This window comes from Kitasatospora sp. NPDC098652 (assembly GCF_044760155.1).
Lineage (GTDB): Bacteria > Actinomycetota > Actinomycetes > Streptomycetales > Streptomycetaceae > Kitasatospora.
The window spans coordinates 89,323-106,887 of the sequence record NZ_JBIWAQ010000025.1; the positions used below are offsets into that span (position 1 = coordinate 89,323).

The following is a 17,565-nucleotide window of genomic DNA, read 5'->3' on the forward strand; positions in this document are numbered from 1 at the left end:
ATCGATGATGGCATGTCCAGAGGGGGCGTTCGGGGCCTGACCGGGGTCCTCGGGTGATCCGTGGCCATCACGTGATCGGGCCGTGACCCCCGGTTCGTCCTGCACGGTCGCCTGCGCGCGCAGCTGCACCGCCGAATTGGCCGGAACAGGCCCTATGCGGCCGGAACTCCCTGACGGTCGATCAGTTCCAGGGACCGTTCCAGCAGCTCGACCGGGTCGGTCCCGGCCGGCCGGGAGAGCCAGTGGATGCGGTCGTCCCGACGGAACCAGGACTCCTGGCGGCGGGCGAAGCGCTTGGTGGCCCGGACCGTCTCGGCCCGTGCCTCGTCCTCGGTGCACTCCCCGGCGAAGTGGTCGAGCACCTGCTGGTAGCCGAGCGCCCGGGAGGCGGTCCGGCCCTCCCGCAGCCCGACCCGCTCCAGCGCGCGCACCTCGTCCAGCAGCCCGGCCTCCCACATCCGGTCGACCCGCAGGGTGATCCGCTCGTCCAGCTCGGGGCGCGACACCGCGACGCCGATCTGCACCGCCTCGTAGACCGCGGTGTTGCTCGGCAGGTTGGCGGTGAACGGCTGCCCGGTGATCTCGATGACCTCCAGGGCGCGGACGATCCGGCGCCCGTTGCCGGTCAGGATCGCCTCGGCGGCCGCCGGGTCCAGCCCGGCCAGCCGCCGGTGCAGCGCGTACGGGCCGTCCTGCTCCAGTTCGGCCTCCAGCCGGGCGCGGACCTGCGGGTCGGTGCCGGGGAACTCCATCTCGTCGATCGCGGCCCGGACGTACAGCCCGGAGCCGCCGACCAGGACGGGGGTGCGCCCGGCGGCCAGCAGCCGGTCGATCTCGGCCCGGGCCAGCCGCTGGTACTCGGCGACGCTGGCGGCCTCGGTGACGTCCCAGACGTCCAGCAGGTGGTGCGGCACTCCCCCGCGCTCGGCCATGGTCAGCTTCGCCGTGCCGATGTCCATGCCCCGGTACAGCTGCATCGAGTCGGTGTTGATCACCTCGCCGCCGAGGCTGCGGGCGATGGCGACGGCCAGGTCGGACTTTCCGGCGGCGGTCGCGCCGACGATGCTGATCACACGGGAGCTGCTCACCGCTCCAGTCTCCCAAACCGGCGCGGCACCCGGGGCCGGGCTGCCGCCCGCCGCCGACTGCGCGAGGATGTGACTGTTCCCCGGACCGCCTCCGGCCTGCCCCGCACCGGGCCGGCTTTGCGAACTCTTGACCGGCCCCGTGCGTTGTGCAGGAGACAGGGAACGAAGGAGATCACCATGGGCCTGATGGACAACCTCAAGGGCAAGGCCGAGGAGCTCAAGGAGAAGGCCAGCGAGCTCGCGGGCAAGCACAGCGACCAGATCGAGCACATGGTCGACAAGGCCGGCGGCGCGATCGACAAGGCCACCAAGGGCAAGTACAGCGACAAGATCGAGCACGGCGCCGACAAGGCCAAGGGCGCGGTGGAGGACTTCGCCCACAAGCCGAAGCCCGGCGGCGAGGCACAGCCCCCGCAGGCCTGACCGGCGATCCCGGTCAGGCCCAGGACGCCACGAAGTACCCGACCCCGTACGGCGCGTCCTGGTAGCCCAGCCGCGCGGTGAGGCCGGCGCCCTCGGCCGCACCGGCCAGCACCTGCCAGGGCGCCCGCCCCTCGGCCTTGAGCTCTGCGGCCAGCGCCGGGTCCAGGGCCGCCAGGGCCGGCAGGTCGGCCGAGCCAAGGGCGGCGGCCAGGGCGGCGTCGAAGCCCTCGGCCCGCTCGTCCAGGTAGCCGGGGGCCTTGAGCGAGCGGCAGGCGCTGCCGTCGCCGAGCACCAGCAGGGCGACCTTGTCGGCCAGCCCGGCCAGGCCCTGGCCGAGGCCGAGCATCCGGTCGACGGGGGCGTCCGCGGGCACCGCGCAGGCGTGCGTCGGCACGGTCACCCCGGCGCGCTCCAGCAGCCAGGCCCCGACGGTCAGCGAGGGCGCCAGCTCCGGCCCCTCGACCCGCCCGCCGGGCAGCTTGGCCACCAGCGGCACCCCGTAACGGTGGAAGGAGCCGGCCCCGCCCTCGGTCCACACCTCGGCCTCCGGCCCGGTGCCCACCACCACGACCAGCTCCGGCCCGGCCGCGACCAGCGCCGCCATCGCCTCGTCGCAGGCGGCGCGCAGCCCGTCCAGCTCGGGTGCGGCCCCGGCGGCGACCTCGGGGACGAGCAGCGGCGGACAGGGGCACACGGCGGCGGCTACCAGCATGTGGATCACCTTAGCCGGAATGCCGAACGGCCCGGCCGGAGCCGGAGGGCTCGGGCCGGGCCGTGCGGTCTCACGGCACGCGGGTCAGTCGCCGCAGCAGGCGCCGCCCGCCGGGGCGGCCAGCGGCAGCTCGGCCGGGGCGCCGATCTTCGGCAGGCCGAGCATGACGCCCGCCGGCTTGCCGGCCGGCTGGGCCTGGCGCTTCTCCCAGGCGTCGCCGGCCCGGGTGCGGCGCACCGCGAGGGTCGGGCCCTCGGCCAGCAGGTGGTGCGGGGCGGCGTAGGTGATCTCGACGGTCACCACGTCGCCGGGGCGCACCGGCTCGTCCGGCTTGGTGAAGTGGACCAGCCGGTTGTCGGGGGCGCGGCCGGACAGGCGCTGGGTCCGGTCGTCCTTCTTGCCCTCGCCCTCGGCGACCAGGATCTCCAGGGTGCGGCCGACCTGCTTCTTGTTCTCGTCCCAGGAGATCTCCTCCTGGAGGGCGATCAGCCGGTCGTAGCGGGCCTGGACGACCTCCTTGGGCACCTGGTCCGCCATCTCCGCGGCGGGGGTGCCGGGGCGCTTGGAGTACTGGAAGGTGAAGGCGTTGGTGAAGCGGGCCTCGCGGACGACGTGCATCGTCTCCTCGAAGTCCTCCTCGGTCTCGCCGGGGAAGCCGACGATGATGTCGGTCGAGATCGCCGCGTCCGGCATCGCCTCGCGGACCTTGCGGATGATCCCGAGGAACCGGTCCTGCCGGTACGAGCGGCGCATCGCCTTGAGGACGCGGTCCGAGCCGGACTGCAGCGGCATGTGCAGCTGGTGCATCACGCTCGGGGTCTCGGCCATCGCGGCGATCACGTCGTCGGTGAAGTCGCGCGGGTGCGGCGAGGTGAAGCGGATCCGCTCCAGGCCCTCGATCTGCCCGGCGGCGCGCAGCAGCTTGGAGAAGGCCTCGCGGTCGCCCAGGTCGGAGCCGTAGGCGTTGACGTTCTGGCCGAGCAGGGTCACCTCGATGACGCCCTCGTCGACCAGCGCCTCGATCTCGGCGAGGACGTCGCCGGGGCGGCGGTCCTCCTCCTTGCCGCGCAGCGCCGGGACGATGCAGAAGGTGCAGGTGTTGTTGCAGCCGACCGAGATCGCGACCCAGGCCGCGTACGCCGACTCGCGGCGGGTGGGCAGCGTGGAGGGGAAGGTCTCCAGCGACTCCAGGATCTCGACCTGGGCCCTGCGCTCGACCGCGGCCCGCTCCAGCAGCGCCGGCAGGTGCCCGATGTTGTGGGTGCCGAACACCACGTCGACCCAGGGGGCGCGCTTCACGATGGACTCGCGGTCCTTCTGGGCCAGGCAGCCGCCGACGGCGATCTGCATGCCCTGGTGGCGGCTCTTGACCGGCGCGAGCTGCCCGAGGTTGCCGTACAGCTTGTTGTCGGCGTTCTCGCGCACCGCGCAGGTGTTGAACACGACCAGGTCCGGGTCGCCCTCGGGACCGGCCTTGACGTACCCCGCGTCCTCCAGCAGGCCGGACAGCCGCTCGGAGTCGTGGACGTTCATCTGGCAGCCGTGCGTGACGACCTTGTAGCTCTTCAATCCGCTCTCACCGCTCACCAGACCAGGGTACGGGCAGCCGCGGGCCGCCTTTCCCCGGATCTTCGCGGAACGGCTCCCCGAGCTTTCCACCGGCCGTTCCCCTCCCGTTCGGCCCGGGCGCCTGGCACTATCCCTGCATGACCCCCACCGATCCGTCACGACTCGGCGCCGCCGTCCGCCGCGCGGCCCGCAGCCCGCTGTGGCGGACCGTGCTGGTCCTGGTGCTGCTGGTGGCCGGGTTCGGCGGCTGGTGGCTGTCGGCGGGCCGCTCGCCCGGCTACCCGCGCGGGGAGACCCGCTTCGCGACCGGCGTCCCGCGCGGGGTCTACGACCGGTACGGGCAGCTGCTGCAGAGCCACGTCTCGCAGACCATGCCGGGGGTGCGGCTGGCCCTGGACAGCTCCGAGGGCTCGGTGGACAACCTCCGCCGGGTGGTCGACGGGCAGGACACCTTCGCCATCGCCACCGCCGACGCCGTCGCCGCCTACCAGGGCCCCGGCAAGGGCCGGCTCCGGGCGATCGCCCGGCTGTACGACGACTACCTGCAGCTGATCGTCCCGGCCGACTCCCCGGTGCACCGCACCGCCGACCTCAAGGGCCTGCGGGTGGGCGTCGGCCTGCCGCAGTCCGGGGTGAACCTGGTCACCAGGCGGCTGCTGGCCGCGGCGGGCCTGGACCCGGACCACGACATCACCCCCGTCCCCGGGGGCGTCAGCGACGGCTCGGACGAGCTGCGCGACCACAAGATCGACGCCTTCTTCTGGTCCGGCGGCCTGCCGACCAGCGCGCTCACCGACCTCTCCGACCACATGAGGATCCGGGTCGTCCCGCTGGGCGACCTGTCCGAGGCGCTGCACAAGGCCGAGGGGGACGGCGTGGCCGCCTACCGGGCGGCCACCATGCCCAAGGGCACCTACCCGAACGCCGAGCCCAAGGACGCCGTCGCCACCATGGCCGTGCCCAACCTGCTGGTCACCCGGGACGACGTGGACCCGGGGCTGGTCGAGGGGATGACCAGGGCGGTGATCGACAGCCGGGACCAGATCGGCGCCCAGGTGCACGCCGCCCAGCTGGTCGACCTGCGCACCGCGGTCTACACCGACCCGCTCCCGCTGCACACGGGCGCGGCGCGCTACTACCGCTCCGTAAAGCCGTAAAGCCGTAACGGCCGTAGCAGCCGTAGCAGGTCGAGCGGCCGTGGCAGCCGTGGCGGCCCTGGGCCCTACGGCCGTTCCGGCCGCGGCACCGCCAGCGTCACCGCGAGCCCGGTCGGCCGGACCGGGGCGAAGCCCAGCGAGCCGCCGCCCGCCGCCAGCAGGGTGCGGGCGATCGACAGGCCCAGTCCGGAGCCGTCCACGTTCTGGTGCCGCGCGCTGCGCCAGAACCGGTCCCCGGCCCGGGCGAGCTCGTCCTCGGTCAGCCCGGGCCCGGCGTCGCTGACGGTCACCGCGACCTCGTCCCGGCGCACCACGACCCGCAGCCGCACCTGGCTGCCGGCCGGGCCGAACTTGAGCGCGTTGTCCAGGACGGCGTCCAGCGCCGAACCGAAGCCGATCGGGTCGGCCATCCCGATCGCCAGTGCCGGGCCGTCCCAGCGCAGCTCGATCCCGCGCTGCTCGGCGACCGGCCGCCAGCCGTCCACCCGGGCGAGGGTCAGCTGGGCGAGATCGGTCTGCTCGGGTTCGGGGCGGGCGTGCTCGGCGGTGGCCAGCCCGAGCAGGTCGTCCAGCACCCGGGCCAGCCGGGAGCCCTCCTCCCGGACGCCGCTGAGCTCCTCCTCGTGCCCCTCGGGCAGCTCCAGGCCGAGCACCTCGACCCGCAGCAGCAGGGCCGAGAGGGGGTTGCGCAGCTGGTGCGAGGCGTCCGCGACGAAGGCCTTCTGCTGGTCCATGGCGTGCACCACGTGGTCCGCCATCTCGTTGAACGAGCGTGCCAGCCGCTGGAGTTCGGGCGGGCCGCCGCCGGGCGCGACCCGGGCGGCCATCTGGCCGGTGGCGATGTCGTGGGTGGCCCGGTCGAGGGTGCGGACAGGGCGCAGCACCCACTCGGTGAGCCGGACGGCCAGCAGCACGGCGACGGCCATCGCGGCCGCCTCGCCGCCCGCCAGCACCAGCCACTTGTGCAGCACCCGGGCCCGCAGCGCCCCGGTCGGCGACTCGCTCAGCACCACCGCGACCACGTCGCCGTCGCGCACCACGGGGGCGGCGACGGTGATCGTCCGGTCCTCGGTCCACGGCCAGACCTGCGGCGGGTTGTGGCTGCGCCGCCCGTCCAGCGCCTCCTGGAAGGCCTGGGCGCCCCAGCCGACGGCGGGCACCCCCCAGTCCCCGGGCGCGACCGCTATCGACGTGCCGTCGCGCTGGAAGATGCCGAGCCGGACGCCGTACAGGTCGTAGTAGCGCTGGACCTCGGTGACGATCGCGTGCCGTCGGCTGAGGTCGCCGGGGGCGGGCTCCGGGTCGCCCTTGCGGGCGGAGTCCAGCGAGGCGCCGGAGGTGGGCAGGTCCTGGGCGAAGCGGGCGGCGTCGTCGAGCCGGTCGACCACCACCCTGCTCTGCTCGGCCGCCGCGAACGCCGCCGCGAGCGGCAGCCCCAGGGCGGCCAGGACGCAGAGCATGAGGGCGATCAGGATGCCGAGCAGGCGGGTGCGCACGTGCGGTCAGTGCTCCGCGGGGGAGGCCGGGGTCCGGTCGGTCGTGGGGGAGGCCGGGGAGTCGGGGATCAGCCGGTAGCCGACGCCGCGCACGGCCTCGACCAGGCCGGGCAGCGCCAGCTTGTTGCGCAGCGAGCCGATGTGCACCTCCAGGGTGCGGCCGTTGCCCTCCCAGCCGCTGCGCCAGACCTCGCTGAAGATCTGCTCGCGCCGGTAGACCACGCCGGGGCTCTGGGCGAGCAGCGCCAGCAGGTCGAACTCCTTGCGGGTGAGCGGGACGTCGCGGCCGTCCACGCTGACCCGGCGGCGCTCCCGGTCGATCCGGATGCCGCGGGACTCCAGCGGGCCGCGCTGCTGCGGCACGGCGTCGGGCGCGGGCACCGCCACCGAGGACGGCTGGGTGCCGCGGCGGGCGACGGCGTGGATGCGGGCGAGCAGCTCGCCCATGTCGTACGGCTTGGTGACGTAGTCGTCGGCGCCCAGGTTGAGACCGTGGATCCGGGAGCGGATGTCGGCGCGGGCGGTCACCATGATCACCGGGACTCCGCTGCCGGCCCGGATCCGGCTGCACACCTCGAAGCCGTCGCGGTCGGGCAGCCCGAGGTCGAGCAGTACGACGCGGTACGGGTCGTTGCCGTCCGGCACCAGGGCGTCCAGCGCCTCGTGCCCGCTGCGGGCGTGCCGCACCTGGAAGCCGTGCCGGCCGAGCACCGCGACCAGTGCCGCGGCCACCCGTTCGTCGTCCTCGACGAGCAGCAGTCGCATCCTGTTCTCCTCCTTCCCCCTTGTGATCACCGGACCGATCGGTCCGGGACCGGTCCTGCGCAGTATGGGCCAGTGTGCCGCCCGGCGCCAGGTTCGACCGCGGACCGGGCCCGCGGGGGACGGCGGGCACCGACCCGGATCCCCGCTGTGACATGCCCCGTCGACACACTCGCGAACAGTGCGTACGGATCGCGTGGCCGTTTCGTGATCCTCAAGTTCCGCTCAGATCGGCTGACGGGGCACCGTCCCCGCTCCTAAGGTCGCCCCACCGGGGGCTGCGGCTCCGCCGGTCGCGGCTCCCGGATTTCTTATCACCATTGCCGCCCAAGGGAGTTGGAACTTCCGGGGCAGGCAGGGTTTACCCCGGTTCGACACAGTTTAGGGAGCAGGCGCGATGTCCGAGAGCCCGGTCGAGGACTCCACCCCCGCAGCCGCCCCGCTGGTTGTGCTGAACAAGGTCAACAAGCACTACGGCGCGCTGCACGTGCTCCAGGACATCGACCTGGAGATCCGCCAGGGCGAGGTCGTGGTGCTGATCGGCCCGTCCGGGTCGGGCAAGTCCACGCTCTGCCGGACGATCAATCGGCTGGAGACCATCGACTCCGGGGAGATCACCCTGTCCGGCCGCCCACTGCCCGCCGAGGGCCGGGAGCTGGCGCGGCTGCGCGCCGAGGTCGGCATGGTCTTCCAGAGCTTCAACCTGTTCGCGCACAAGACCGTGCTGGAGAACGTCGTCCTGGCGCAGGTCAAGGTGCGCAAGGTGCTCCGCGGGCACGCCGAGAAGACCGCCCGCGAGCTGCTCGACCGGGTCGGCGTCGGGGCCCAGGCGGACAAGTTCCCGGCCCAGCTCTCCGGCGGCCAGCAGCAGCGCGTGGCGATCGCCCGGGCGCTGGCGATGAAGCCGAAGGTGATGCTCTTCGACGAGCCGACCTCGGCGCTCGACCCGGAGATGGTCAACGAGGTGCTGGAGGTCATGCGCCAGCTGGCCGCCGACGGCATGACCATGGTCGTGGTCACCCACGAGATGGGCTTCGCCCGCTCCGCCGCCAACCGGGTGCTGTTCATGGCCGACGGGAAGATCGTCGAGCAGAACACCCCGGACGCCTTCTTCACCGCGCCGCGCTCCGACCGCGCCAAGGACTTCCTCTCCAAGATCCTCCACCACTGACGCCCGGCCCCCGGCCGGAACGGCCGGGACCGGTCGGGACGCCTCCGAGACCACCGGGGCCGCCGCCGGCAAAGGACGCCGGCCGACCCCGCACGTGCACCAACTTCCAGACGCCAGAGCCCGGTCGACGCCGTGGCCCAGCCCCAGGAGATCAACCCTCATGAGGACTTCCCGCACCCTCGCCGTGGCGCTCTGTGCCGTCGCGCTCACCGCCACCGCCGCCTGCGGCAAGGACGGCACCCCCGCCTCCTCCTCCAACGCGGCGAGCGCCAGCAACGCCCCGGCGCTGCCGACCTACACGGTCAAGACCGACGTCAAGGTCGACTCCCCGGTCCTGGCCGAGGCCAAGAAGCGCGGCCAGCTGATCATCGGCGCCAAGGCCGACCAGCCGAACCTCGGCTGGGAGGACGTCGCCAGCGGCGACCGCAGCGGCTTCGACATCGAGATCGCCAAGATGGTCGCCGCCGACCTCGGCTTCACCCCGCAGCAGATCAAGTGGCAGACGCTGGTCTCCTCGCAGCGCGAGCCGGCCATCGCCAAGGGCCAGATCGACTTCTACGTCGGCACCTACAGCATCAACGACGAGCGCAAGAAGACGGTCTCCTTCGCCGGCCCGTACTACATCGCCGGCCAGGACTTCCTGGTGAAGAAGGACAACACCTCGATCACCGGCCCGGAGAGCATCAGCGGCAAGAACGTCTGCACCGCCACCGGCTCGACCTCGATCAAGAACATCCAGCAGTACAGCCCGAAGATCACCCAGTTCGACACCTACTCGGCCTGCGTCGAGAAGCTGCTCAACGGCGAGGTCGACGCGGTCACCACCGACGACGCGATCCTCAACGGCTACGCCTCCAAGTACGCCCCCAAGCTCAAGGTCGTCGGCAAGCCCTTCACCAAGGAGAACTACGGCGTCGGCCTGAACAAGGACGACAAGGCGCTGCGGGACGCGATCAGCGACGCCCTCAAGGCCCACGAGGACAACGGCGACTGGAAGAAGGCCTACGACGCCACCCTCGGTGCGTCCGGCTCGGCCGCGCCCGCCGTCCCCACCCTCGACCGCTACTGATCCTCCCCCGGTCCCCCGGCTCCCCGGGGGACCGGCCCCGACCAACCGATCCGACCATCTGTGAGAGGAGGGCCGCCGGATGGGGTTCCTGTTCGAGCAGGACAACTTCGCGTTGTTCCGCGACGGCTTCCTGCAGACGATCGAGCTGAGCGCGCTCAGCGCCCTGCTCGCCCTGCTGCTGGGCACCCTGCTGGCGGCCTTCCGGGTCTCCCCGGTGCCGGTCCTGCGCGCCTTCGGCACGACCTGGGTGACGCTGTTCCGCAACACCCCGCTGACCCTGCTGTTCTTCGCCGTCACCTTCGGCCTGCCGCCGCTGGGCGTGCACCTCAGCCACCTCACCTTCGCGGTGGTGGCGCTCGGCGGGTACACCGCCTCGTTCGTCTGCGAGGTGATCCGCTCCGGCATCAACACCGTGCCGCTCGGCCAGGCGGAGGCCGCCCGCAGCCTCGGCATGAGCTTCGCCCAGACCCTCACCCTGGTCGTCCTGCCGCAGGCCGCCCGGACCGTGCTGGCCCCGATGAGCAGCGTGTTCATCGCGCTGCCGAGGAACTCGGCGATCGCCGGCGCGTTCAGCGTCGGTGAGCTGTACAGCGCCCAGCAGACCTTCTCCGAGCGCGGCTACTCGATCTTCGCGATCTTCTTCTGGGTGGCCTGCGCCTACCTGCTGATCAGCGCGACGGTCGCCTCGTTCTTCCGCTTCCTGGAATCCCGACTGGCGGTGGCCCGATGAGTCTGTTCCAGCGCCAGGCTTCGGCGAGCGTCCTCTACGACACCCCCGGCCCCCGGGCCCGGGCCCGCTACCGCCTGTTCGGCGTCCTCGGGGCGATCGCCATCGCCGGCCTGCTCTGGTACGTGGTCTCCACGCTCGCCGACAACGGCCAGTTCGACGCCGACCTGTGGGACCCGTTCCAGTACACCTTCGTCCAGCAGATGATCGTGGACGGCCTGCTGTCCACCCTCAAGGCCTTCGGCCTGGCGGCCGCCCTCTCGCTCAGCCTGGGCGCGCTGCTGGCCGCCGGACAGCTGTCCGACCACAAGCCCGTCCGCTGGACCTGCACCTCGATCGTCCAGTTCTTCCGGGCGATGCCGCTGCTGATCCTGATCGTCGCGCTCTACTACGCGTTCTTCGCCAAGGACCCGATGTGGGCCCTGGTGCTCGGCCTCACCCTGTACAACGGCGCGGTCCAGGCGGAGATCATCCGCAGCGGCGTCAACGCCGTACCGCGCGGCCAGAGCGAGGCGGCGTACGCCCTCGGGATGCGCAAGACCCAGGTGATGTCCGGCATCCTGGTGCCGCAGGCCGTCCGCTCGATGCTGCCGTCGATGATCGGCCAGCTGGTCGTCACCCTCAAGGACACCTCGCTGGGCTACATCATCACGTACAACGAGCTGCTGTTCATGGGCAAGAAGATCGCCAGCCAGCCGATGAACGCCGCGGGCTTCCCCTACATCCCCGTGGTCCTGGTGATCGCCCCGATCTACATCGTCCTGTGCCTCCTGTTGACCGCGCTCGCGCGGTGGATCGAAGCACGTGGCCGTCGCGGCGCGAACCGGCGCACTTCATCTGCTGCTTGACGGACACCCAGGCGAACTGTTGCATTGCTCTTCGTGACACCTCCCGGGAGCATCCACGCGGCATATGCGGCAGCGGTAACTGACGCCGGCCCATGGGCCGGTTCGTCCCCGGAGGTCCCCGCATGGATCCGGTGATCGTGGTCGGGGCCGGACCGGTCGGTCTGGCCCTGGCCCTCGCGCTGGCCCGGCACGAGGTGCCGACCGTCGTCCTGGACGAGGGCTCCGGGCTCTGCCCGGAGGGCCCCCGCAGCGTCGTCCTCGGCGCCGACTCCACCGCCTTCCTGACCCGGATCGGCTACTCCCGGGCCGTCTCCGACTCGGCCCTGTGGGACTCCTTCGCGGTCTGGCGCCGCCGTCAGGAGGTGCTGCGGATCGACCTCACCGACTCGCCCACCTTCCACCTCCCCCAGCACCGCCTCCAGCGCGGCCTGCGGGACGCCCTGACCGGCACCCCGCTGGTCCGGCTGGTCCCGCTGAACCGGGTGGTCGAACTCGAACAGGACCGCGACGGGGTCAGCGTCCGCACCCACGGCACCCAGGACGGCTCCAGCACCTGGTGGCGCGGCAGCCACCTGGTCGGCTGCGACGGCGCCCGGTCCGCCGTCCGCAAGCTGTTGAAGATCCGCTTCCCCGGCCGCCCCGCGGTCGACCGCAACGCCATCGCCACCGTCCGGGTCGACCTGCCCTTCGACGGCGCCCGGCTGCACCGCGAACCCCCGTGGCGCGGCGACCGCGAGGCCACCGCCCGCCCGCTGCCCGACGGCGTCTGGCGGATCGACTGGCGCCTGCCCCCCGGCCGCCCCGCCCCCACCGAACAGGTCGACCCGCACGCCACCTGGCCCGGCATCGTCACCGGCGACACCCTGCTCACCCGGGTCACCGCCACCCTCACCGGCTGGTGCGGCGAACTCCCCCGCTACGAGCTGCTCGCCGCCGCCGACCACACCGCCCAGCAACGCCTCGCCGCCCGCTTCCGCAACGGCCGCTGCTTCCTCGCCGGCGACGCCGCCCACCTGCACGGCGCCCTCGGCATGCAGAACCTCGCCGACGGGCTGCGCGACGCCGACAACCTCGCCTGGCGGCTCGCCCTCGCCTGGCACCTCCACTCCGGCGGCCCCCAGCCCGGCGGCTCGCTGCTGGACGGCTACGAGGCCGAGCGGCGCGGCGCGGTCGGCGCCCGGCTGCGCGCCGTCGACCAGGCGATGCCGCTGCTGCGCCCGCTGCGCGGCTGGCAGCAGACCCGCCGCTCGCTGCTGGTCGGCGGCTTCCGCAAGCACGCGCCGATGCTCGCCGACGGCCAGCTGGGCACCGGCCGCTTCGGCGGCGCCCCCGCCTACCCGGCGGCACCCTCCGGCGTCCCCGGGAGGGTCCCGGTCCAGCGCGGCGCCCGCGGCACCACCTCGCTCAGCGAACTGCTGCCCGCCACCGCCCCCGGCGTACTCGTCCCGGACCTCCCGGTTCTGACCGCCGACGGCACCCCGGACCACCTGCACTCCCGGCTGGGGGCCACCTTCCTGCTGCTGCTGGTCGCCCCCGGCACCGCCGTCTGGTCGACCGAGCACTGGCTGGGCGCCGGCCTGATGCCCCGGCTCGCCGAGGTCGCCGCCGCGCTGCCGGTGCCCGCCGAGGTGCTGGTCACCGAGGAGTACCCGGGCGCCGGGCCGCACACCGTCCTGCTGATCCGTCCGGACGGGCACCTGGTCGGCGTCACCCAGGGCGCCGCCGCCGAGGACCTCCTGGCCCTCGCCGACCGCGCCCGCGGCGGCCCGGCCCCGATCGCCGGCCCGCCCGAGCCCGAGCCCGAACCCCAGCCCGGGTCGGCACCGGAGCCCGAACCCCAGCAGGTCGACTCGGCCAGCTAACCGGCCACCGCCGTGGCCCGGCTCTCCCGCACCACCGTCACCCGGATCTGGCCCGGGTAGGTCAGCTCCGCCGAGACCTGCCGGGCCACCTCCCGGGCGATCAGCTCCGCCCCGAGGTCGTCCACCGTGTCCGGCCGGACCATCACCCGCACCTCGCGCCCGGCCTGCATCGCGTACACCTCGGCCACCCCGGCGTGCGAACGGGCGATCTCCTCCAGCCGGGCCAGCCGCCGTACGTACAGCTCCAGCGACTCCTTGCGCGCCCCCGGCCGCCCGCCCGAGCAGGCGTCGGCGGCCTGGGTCAGCACGGCGGTCACCGTACGGGGCTCCACCTCGCCGTGGTGGGCGGCGATCGCGTGCACCACCTCGGGGGACTCCCCGTGCCGCCGGGCGAAGTCCGCGCCGACCGCCGCGTGGCTGCCCTCGACCTCGTGGGTGAGCGCCTTGCCGATGTCGTGCAGCAGCGCCGCCCGGCGCACCGGCTCCGGGTCCACCCCCAGCTCGGCGGCCATCATCCCGGCCAGGTGCGCGGACTCCAGCAGGTGGCCGAGCACGTTCTGCCCGTAGGAGACGCGGTAGCGCAGGGAGCCCAGGGTGCGGACGAGTTCGGGGTGGAGTCCGCCGATCCGGGCGTCCAGCAGGGCGTCCTCGCCGGCCCGGACGCAGCGCTGCTCGACCTCCGCCCGGCTGCGCTCGTGGACGTGCTCGATCCGGCTCGGCTGGATCCGGCCGTCCTCGACCAGCTGCTCCAGGGTGAGCCGGGCGGCCTCCCGGCGGACCGGGTCGAAGCAGGAGAGCTGCACCGAGGCCGGGGTGTCGTCGATGATCAGGTTGACGCCGGTGACCGCCTCGAAGGCGCGGATGTTGCGGCCCTCGCGGCCGATGATCCGGCCCTTCATCTCCTCGCCCGGCAGCCGGAAGACGGTGACGGCGCTCTCCGCGGTCTGCTCCGAGGCCAGCCGCTGGATCGCCCCGGCCAGGATGGACCGGGCCCGGCGCTCGCCCTCCTCCTTGGCCCCGCGCTCGATCTCCCGGACCGTGACGGCCGCCTCCCGCCGGGCCGACTCCTCGGCCTCGCGCAGCAGTTGGGCGTGCGCCTGCTCGGCGGAGAGCCCGGCGGCGTGCTCCAGGGCCGCCGTCCGGCGGGCCGCGAGCGCCTCGACCTCGCCCCGTGAGCGCTCCAACTCGGCCGAGCGTGCGGCCAGTTCGTCCTCGCGCCGGCGCAGCCGACGGAGCTCCTCGGCCAGGCCCTCCTCGCGCCGGGCGAGTTCGGCCCGGCGGCGTTCCGCCTCGGCCAGCACCTGCCGCCGGGCGGCCTGTGAGCGCCTGACCACCAGGACGACCAGCACCGCGACCACCAACAGGACGGCGACGGCCGACCCGACGATCGGCACCAGGGAGCCACCGGTAGCGGTGCCCGCCGAGATCCTCATGCGTGCGAGGCTAGGTGCGGGTCACGAAAGGGTCAAGACTCGGCCTGGTCCGGGCCAAGAGAGCGAACCGCCACTACTCCCACTCGGGCCCCGGTGGCTCTGCGGCCGCCTCCTCCTCCAGCGCGGCGCGCACCACCCGGAAGGCCAGGCCCTCGGAGTAGCCGCGCCGGGCCAGCACGCCGACCAGCCGCCGGGTGCGGACCTGCGGGTCCAAGCCGCGGGTGGACCGCAGCTTGCGCTCGACCAGCGCCCGGGCGGCGTCCGTCTCGTCGTCGTGGTCGACCTGGACGAGGGCCTGCTCGACCAGGTCGGCGGCGACGCCCTTGGTCCGCAGCTCCTGGGCCAACGCCCGCCGGGACAGGCCCCGGACGGCGTGCCGGGACTCCACCCAGGCCGCGGCGAAGGCCGCGTCGTCGATCAGCCCGACCTCTTCCAGCCGGGTGAGCACCTGCTCGGCGACGTCCTCCGGGATCTCCCGCTTGCGCAGCGCGTCGGCGAGTTGCTTGCGGCTCTTGGCGGCGCCGGTGAGCAGTCGCAGGCAGATGTCCCGGGCGCGGGTCTCCGGATCGGTCTGCTCCTCGGCCCGCTTGCGGGAGCCACGGGCGGTGCCCTTCTCCTCCGCCGGCAGACCCTGGTCGGAGGGTTCGCCGCGCCGGGCCCGGCGCGAGCGGGCGGGCGGGGCGGCCGCACCCCCGTGACCGGCCGCCCCGGCCCCACGCCACCCGCCGGCAGCACCCGGCTCCTCGGCCGCCAACGCCGAGCGGCGCCGGCGCCGGCCGGCGGGCAGCTCGGAGGCGGCGACCAGCCCGAGCGCCTCGACCGAGGGCTCCGCCGGCTCCGGGCCGGACGCCGCGCCGCGCACCGCCCGGACCGGAGCCCGGTCGAACTCCGGCTCGGGCTCCTCGGCGACCGCAGCGAACCAGTCCGGCGGGCCGAAGTCGTCGTCCTCGGGGTCCGCCGGGCCGCCGCCCACCATGTCGTACTGCATCAACGGCTCAGGCCTTGGCAGCCGCCGTCTTCTTCGCCGCGGCCGTCTTGGCGGCGGTCGCGGTGATCGGCTTGGCCGCGCCGTCAGCAGCCGCGGTCTCCGGCTCACCCTCGGCCGGCTCCTCGGCCTTCGGGCCGATGCCGAGCTTGCCCTTGATCTTCCGCTCGATCTCGTCGGCGAGCTGCGGGTTGTCCCGCAGGAAGTTACGGGCGTTCTCCTTGCCCTGGCCCAGCTGGTCGCCCTCGTAGGTGTACCAGGCGCCGGACTTGCGGATGAAGCCGTGCTCCACGCCCATGTCGATCAGGCCGCCCTCGCGGCTGATGCCGATGCCGTAGAGGATGTCGAACTCGGCCTGCTTGAACGGCGCGGCGACCTTGTTCTTGACGACCTTGACGCGGGTGCGGTTGCCGACCGCCTCGGTGCCGTCCTTGAGGGTCTCGATGCGGCGGATGTCCAGCCGGACCGAGGCGTAGAACTTCAACGCCCGGCCACCGGTCGTGGTCTCCGGCGAGCCGAACATGACGCCGATCTTCTCGCGCAGCTGGTTGATGAAGATCGCGGTGGTGTTCGACTGGTTCAGCGCACCGGCGATCTTGCGCAGCGCCTGGCTCATCAGCCGGGCCTGCAGACCGACGTGCGAGTCGCCCATCTCGCCCTCGATCTCGGCGCGCGGGACGAGGGCCGCGACCGAGTCGATGATCACCAGGTCGATCGCGCCGGAGCGGATCAGCATGTCGGTGATCTCCAGGGCCTGCTCACCGGTGTCCGGCTGGCTGACCAGCAGGGCGTCGGTGTCCACGCCGAGCTTCTTGGCGTACTCCGGGTCGAGCGCGTGCTCCGCGTCGACGAAGGCGACCGTGCCGCCGGCCCGCTGGGCGTTGGCGGCCAGGTGCAGCGTCAGGGTGGTCTTACCGGAGGACTCGGGGCCGTAGATCTCGACCACCCGGCCGCGCGGGATGCCGCCGACACCGAGGGCGACGTCCAGGGCCGTCGACCCGGTGGAGATCACCTCGACCGGCTCGTTGGCCTTCTCACCGAGGCGCATCACCGAGCCCTTGCCGAACTGCCGCTCGATCTGGGCGAGCGCGGCCTCGAGGGCCTTCTCCTTGTCCGTACCTGCCATGGCTTTTTCCCTCGGGTTCTGTGCTGTGCGCTTCATCGTCCTCGACGCTAGCGCGTCCCACTGACAAACGAGCCCCACCCGGCTCGCCCTGTGGAAAACTCCACGCCGGAGAGTACAAAAGAACATCTGTTCGATTCAAGCCCCAGCAGATCCGAACACACCGCGGGGCGGGCCGCCGGATCCCTCCCGACCACCCGCCCCGCCGACCGTCATCCCCCGTCGCCGCCGACCATCCGCCGCAGCCGCCGCGCCGCCTCCCGGCGCAGCTCCCGCCGGGCCCGCCGCTGCTCCCCCCGGTCGATCCGCGGGTCGGTGGCCACCTCGTACCGCCGCACGTACGTCCCGACGAAGCCCTGCAGGGTCGCCGCCGCCGGGATCGCGATCAGCGCGCCCACCGCGCCCAGCAGCGCCGCCCCCGCGATCACCGCACCGAAGGCCACCGCCGGGTGCACGTCCACCGTCCGGGCGGTGATCCTCGGGTGCAGCACGTAGTTCTCGACCTGCTGGTAGACCACCGTGAAGACCAGCACCCACAGCGCGTCCACCGGCTCCACGGTGAGCGCCACCAGCACCGGCAGCGCACCCGCCAGGTACGTCCCGATGGTCGGCACGAACTGCGACATGACGCCCACCCAGATCGCCAGCGCCGCCGAGTACGGCAGGTCGATCAGCGCGAACATCACCCAGTGCCCGGCCGCCGACACCACCGCCAGCACCGCCCGCGAGTACAGGTAGCCACCGGTCTTGGCCAGCGCGATCTCCCAGGCCCGCAGCACCTCGCCCTGCTTGGCGGGCGGCAGCAGCGAACAGACCGTCCGGCGGACCCGCGGCCCCTCGGCGGTGAAGTAGAACGTGAACAGCCCCACCGTGAAGGCCTGGAACAGCCCCCCGAGCAGGGTGGAGGACACCCCCCAGACGTTGTCGGCGGCCTGCTGGACGTAGTTCTCCAGCGTCCCCGAGTCCTTCAACAGCCGCTTCTGCAGCTCCCCCAGCGACAACTCCTGGTGGAACGTCCGGTTGACCCAGCCGATCAGGTTGTCCACTAGATGAATGATGCGAAGGGTTAGTGGTCGTAGGCGGTCAGCGAGCGCATGACGGGCTGGCCGGTGTGGTCGTTGTGCCAGATCGCGCAGGTCA

Annotated in this window: 16 protein-coding genes; 7 read left to right on the plus strand and 9 right to left on the minus strand. The window is 73.1% G+C overall.

What is annotated here, in order from left to right; translation table 11 throughout:
- Positions 1-152 precede the first annotated feature (152 nt).
- Positions 153-1,088 carry a tRNA (adenosine(37)-N6)-dimethylallyltransferase MiaA gene (gene miaA / locus ACIQWA_RS35360; protein ID WP_402489733.1) on the minus strand — a complete coding sequence of 312 codons (936 nt, stop codon included), beginning with the start codon at positions 1,086-1,088 and terminating at the stop codon, positions 153-155.
- Positions 1,089-1,265: 177 nt separating this feature from the next.
- Here miaA and ACIQWA_RS35365 point away from each other — a divergent pair, with 177 nt between their 5' ends.
- Positions 1,266-1,511: an antitoxin gene (locus tag ACIQWA_RS35365; RefSeq protein WP_360237483.1), complete on the plus strand. Its 246-nt coding sequence runs from the start codon at positions 1,266-1,268 to the stop codon at positions 1,509-1,511.
- Between the two features lie 13 nt (positions 1,512-1,524).
- Here ACIQWA_RS35365 and ACIQWA_RS35370 read toward each other — a convergent pair whose 3' ends face one another.
- Entirely contained in the window at positions 1,525-2,223 is a 699-nt protein-coding gene (locus ACIQWA_RS35370) for a class III extradiol dioxygenase subunit B-like domain-containing protein (RefSeq protein ID WP_402489735.1), read from the minus strand.
- 84 nt (positions 2,224-2,307) lie between these two features.
- Positions 2,308-3,810: a tRNA (N6-isopentenyl adenosine(37)-C2)-methylthiotransferase MiaB gene (gene miaB / locus ACIQWA_RS35375; protein WP_360237479.1), complete on the minus strand. Its 1,503-nt coding sequence runs from the start codon at positions 3,808-3,810 to the stop codon at positions 2,308-2,310.
- A 119-nt stretch (positions 3,811-3,929) separates the two neighbouring features.
- Here miaB and ACIQWA_RS35380 point away from each other — a divergent pair, with 119 nt between their 5' ends.
- Entirely contained in the window at positions 3,930-4,949 is a 1,020-nt protein-coding gene (locus ACIQWA_RS35380) for a TAXI family TRAP transporter solute-binding subunit (protein ID WP_402489739.1), read from the plus strand.
- Positions 4,950-5,014: 65 nt separating this feature from the next.
- On the opposite strand, the gene ACIQWA_RS35385 is transcribed toward ACIQWA_RS35380, so the two are convergent.
- On the minus strand, positions 5,015-6,445 hold the full coding sequence (locus ACIQWA_RS35385) for a HAMP domain-containing sensor histidine kinase (protein WP_360237475.1): 1,431 nt from the start codon (positions 6,443-6,445) through the stop codon (positions 5,015-5,017).
- A gap of 6 nt (positions 6,446-6,451) precedes the next feature.
- Complete coding sequence (locus ACIQWA_RS35390) at positions 6,452-7,210, minus strand: response regulator transcription factor (RefSeq protein WP_402489742.1); 759 nt, start codon at positions 7,208-7,210, stop codon at positions 6,452-6,454.
- A gap of 394 nt (positions 7,211-7,604) precedes the next feature.
- On the opposite strand from ACIQWA_RS35390, the gene ACIQWA_RS35395 reads away from it, so the two are divergent.
- From ACIQWA_RS35395 to ACIQWA_RS35415, 5 genes are all read left to right on the plus strand, one after another.
- On the plus strand, positions 7,605-8,378 hold the full coding sequence (locus ACIQWA_RS35395; protein ID WP_360237471.1) for an amino acid ABC transporter ATP-binding protein: 774 nt from the start codon (positions 7,605-7,607) through the stop codon (positions 8,376-8,378).
- Between the two features lie 160 nt (positions 8,379-8,538).
- Positions 8,539-9,447 carry a glutamate ABC transporter substrate-binding protein gene (locus tag ACIQWA_RS35400; protein WP_360237469.1) on the plus strand — a complete coding sequence of 303 codons (909 nt, stop codon included), beginning with the start codon at positions 8,539-8,541 and terminating at the stop codon, positions 9,445-9,447.
- A 79-nt stretch (positions 9,448-9,526) separates the two neighbouring features.
- Positions 9,527-10,177, plus strand: coding sequence for an amino acid ABC transporter permease (locus ACIQWA_RS35405; protein WP_402489746.1), 651 nt, complete (start codon positions 9,527-9,529; stop codon positions 10,175-10,177).
- A complete protein-coding gene (locus ACIQWA_RS35410; RefSeq protein ID WP_402489748.1) occupies positions 10,174-11,022 on the plus strand; it encodes an amino acid ABC transporter permease in 849 nt (282 codons plus the stop codon). Before ACIQWA_RS35405 ends, ACIQWA_RS35410 begins: the two co-directional genes overlap by 4 nt.
- A gap of 122 nt (positions 11,023-11,144) precedes the next feature.
- Positions 11,145-12,884: an FAD-dependent monooxygenase gene (locus ACIQWA_RS35415; RefSeq protein WP_402489751.1), complete on the plus strand. Its 1,740-nt coding sequence runs from the start codon at positions 11,145-11,147 to the stop codon at positions 12,882-12,884.
- Here ACIQWA_RS35415 and rny read toward each other — a convergent pair.
- The 4 genes from rny to ACIQWA_RS35435 all read right to left on the minus strand — a co-directional run bounded on the left by rny (position 12,881) and on the right by ACIQWA_RS35435 (position 17,471).
- On the minus strand, positions 12,881-14,317 hold the full coding sequence (gene rny / locus ACIQWA_RS35420; protein ID WP_402489754.1) for a ribonuclease Y: 1,437 nt from the start codon (positions 14,315-14,317) through the stop codon (positions 12,881-12,883). The genes ACIQWA_RS35415 and rny overlap by 4 nt on opposite strands.
- Positions 14,318-14,390: 73 nt before the next feature.
- Positions 14,391-15,305, minus strand: a complete 915-nt coding sequence (locus ACIQWA_RS35425) for a regulatory protein RecX (RefSeq protein ID WP_402489756.1) — start codon at positions 15,303-15,305, stop codon at positions 14,391-14,393.
- A 7-nt stretch (positions 15,306-15,312) separates the two neighbouring features.
- A complete protein-coding gene (recA, locus tag ACIQWA_RS35430; RefSeq protein ID WP_402489758.1) occupies positions 15,313-16,428 on the minus strand; it encodes a recombinase RecA in 1,116 nt (371 codons plus the stop codon).
- A gap of 209 nt (positions 16,429-16,637) precedes the next feature.
- Positions 16,638-17,471, minus strand: coding sequence for an AI-2E family transporter (locus ACIQWA_RS35435; protein ID WP_402489760.1), 834 nt, complete (start codon positions 17,469-17,471; stop codon positions 16,638-16,640).
- Between the last annotated feature and the right edge of the window lie 94 nt (positions 17,472-17,565).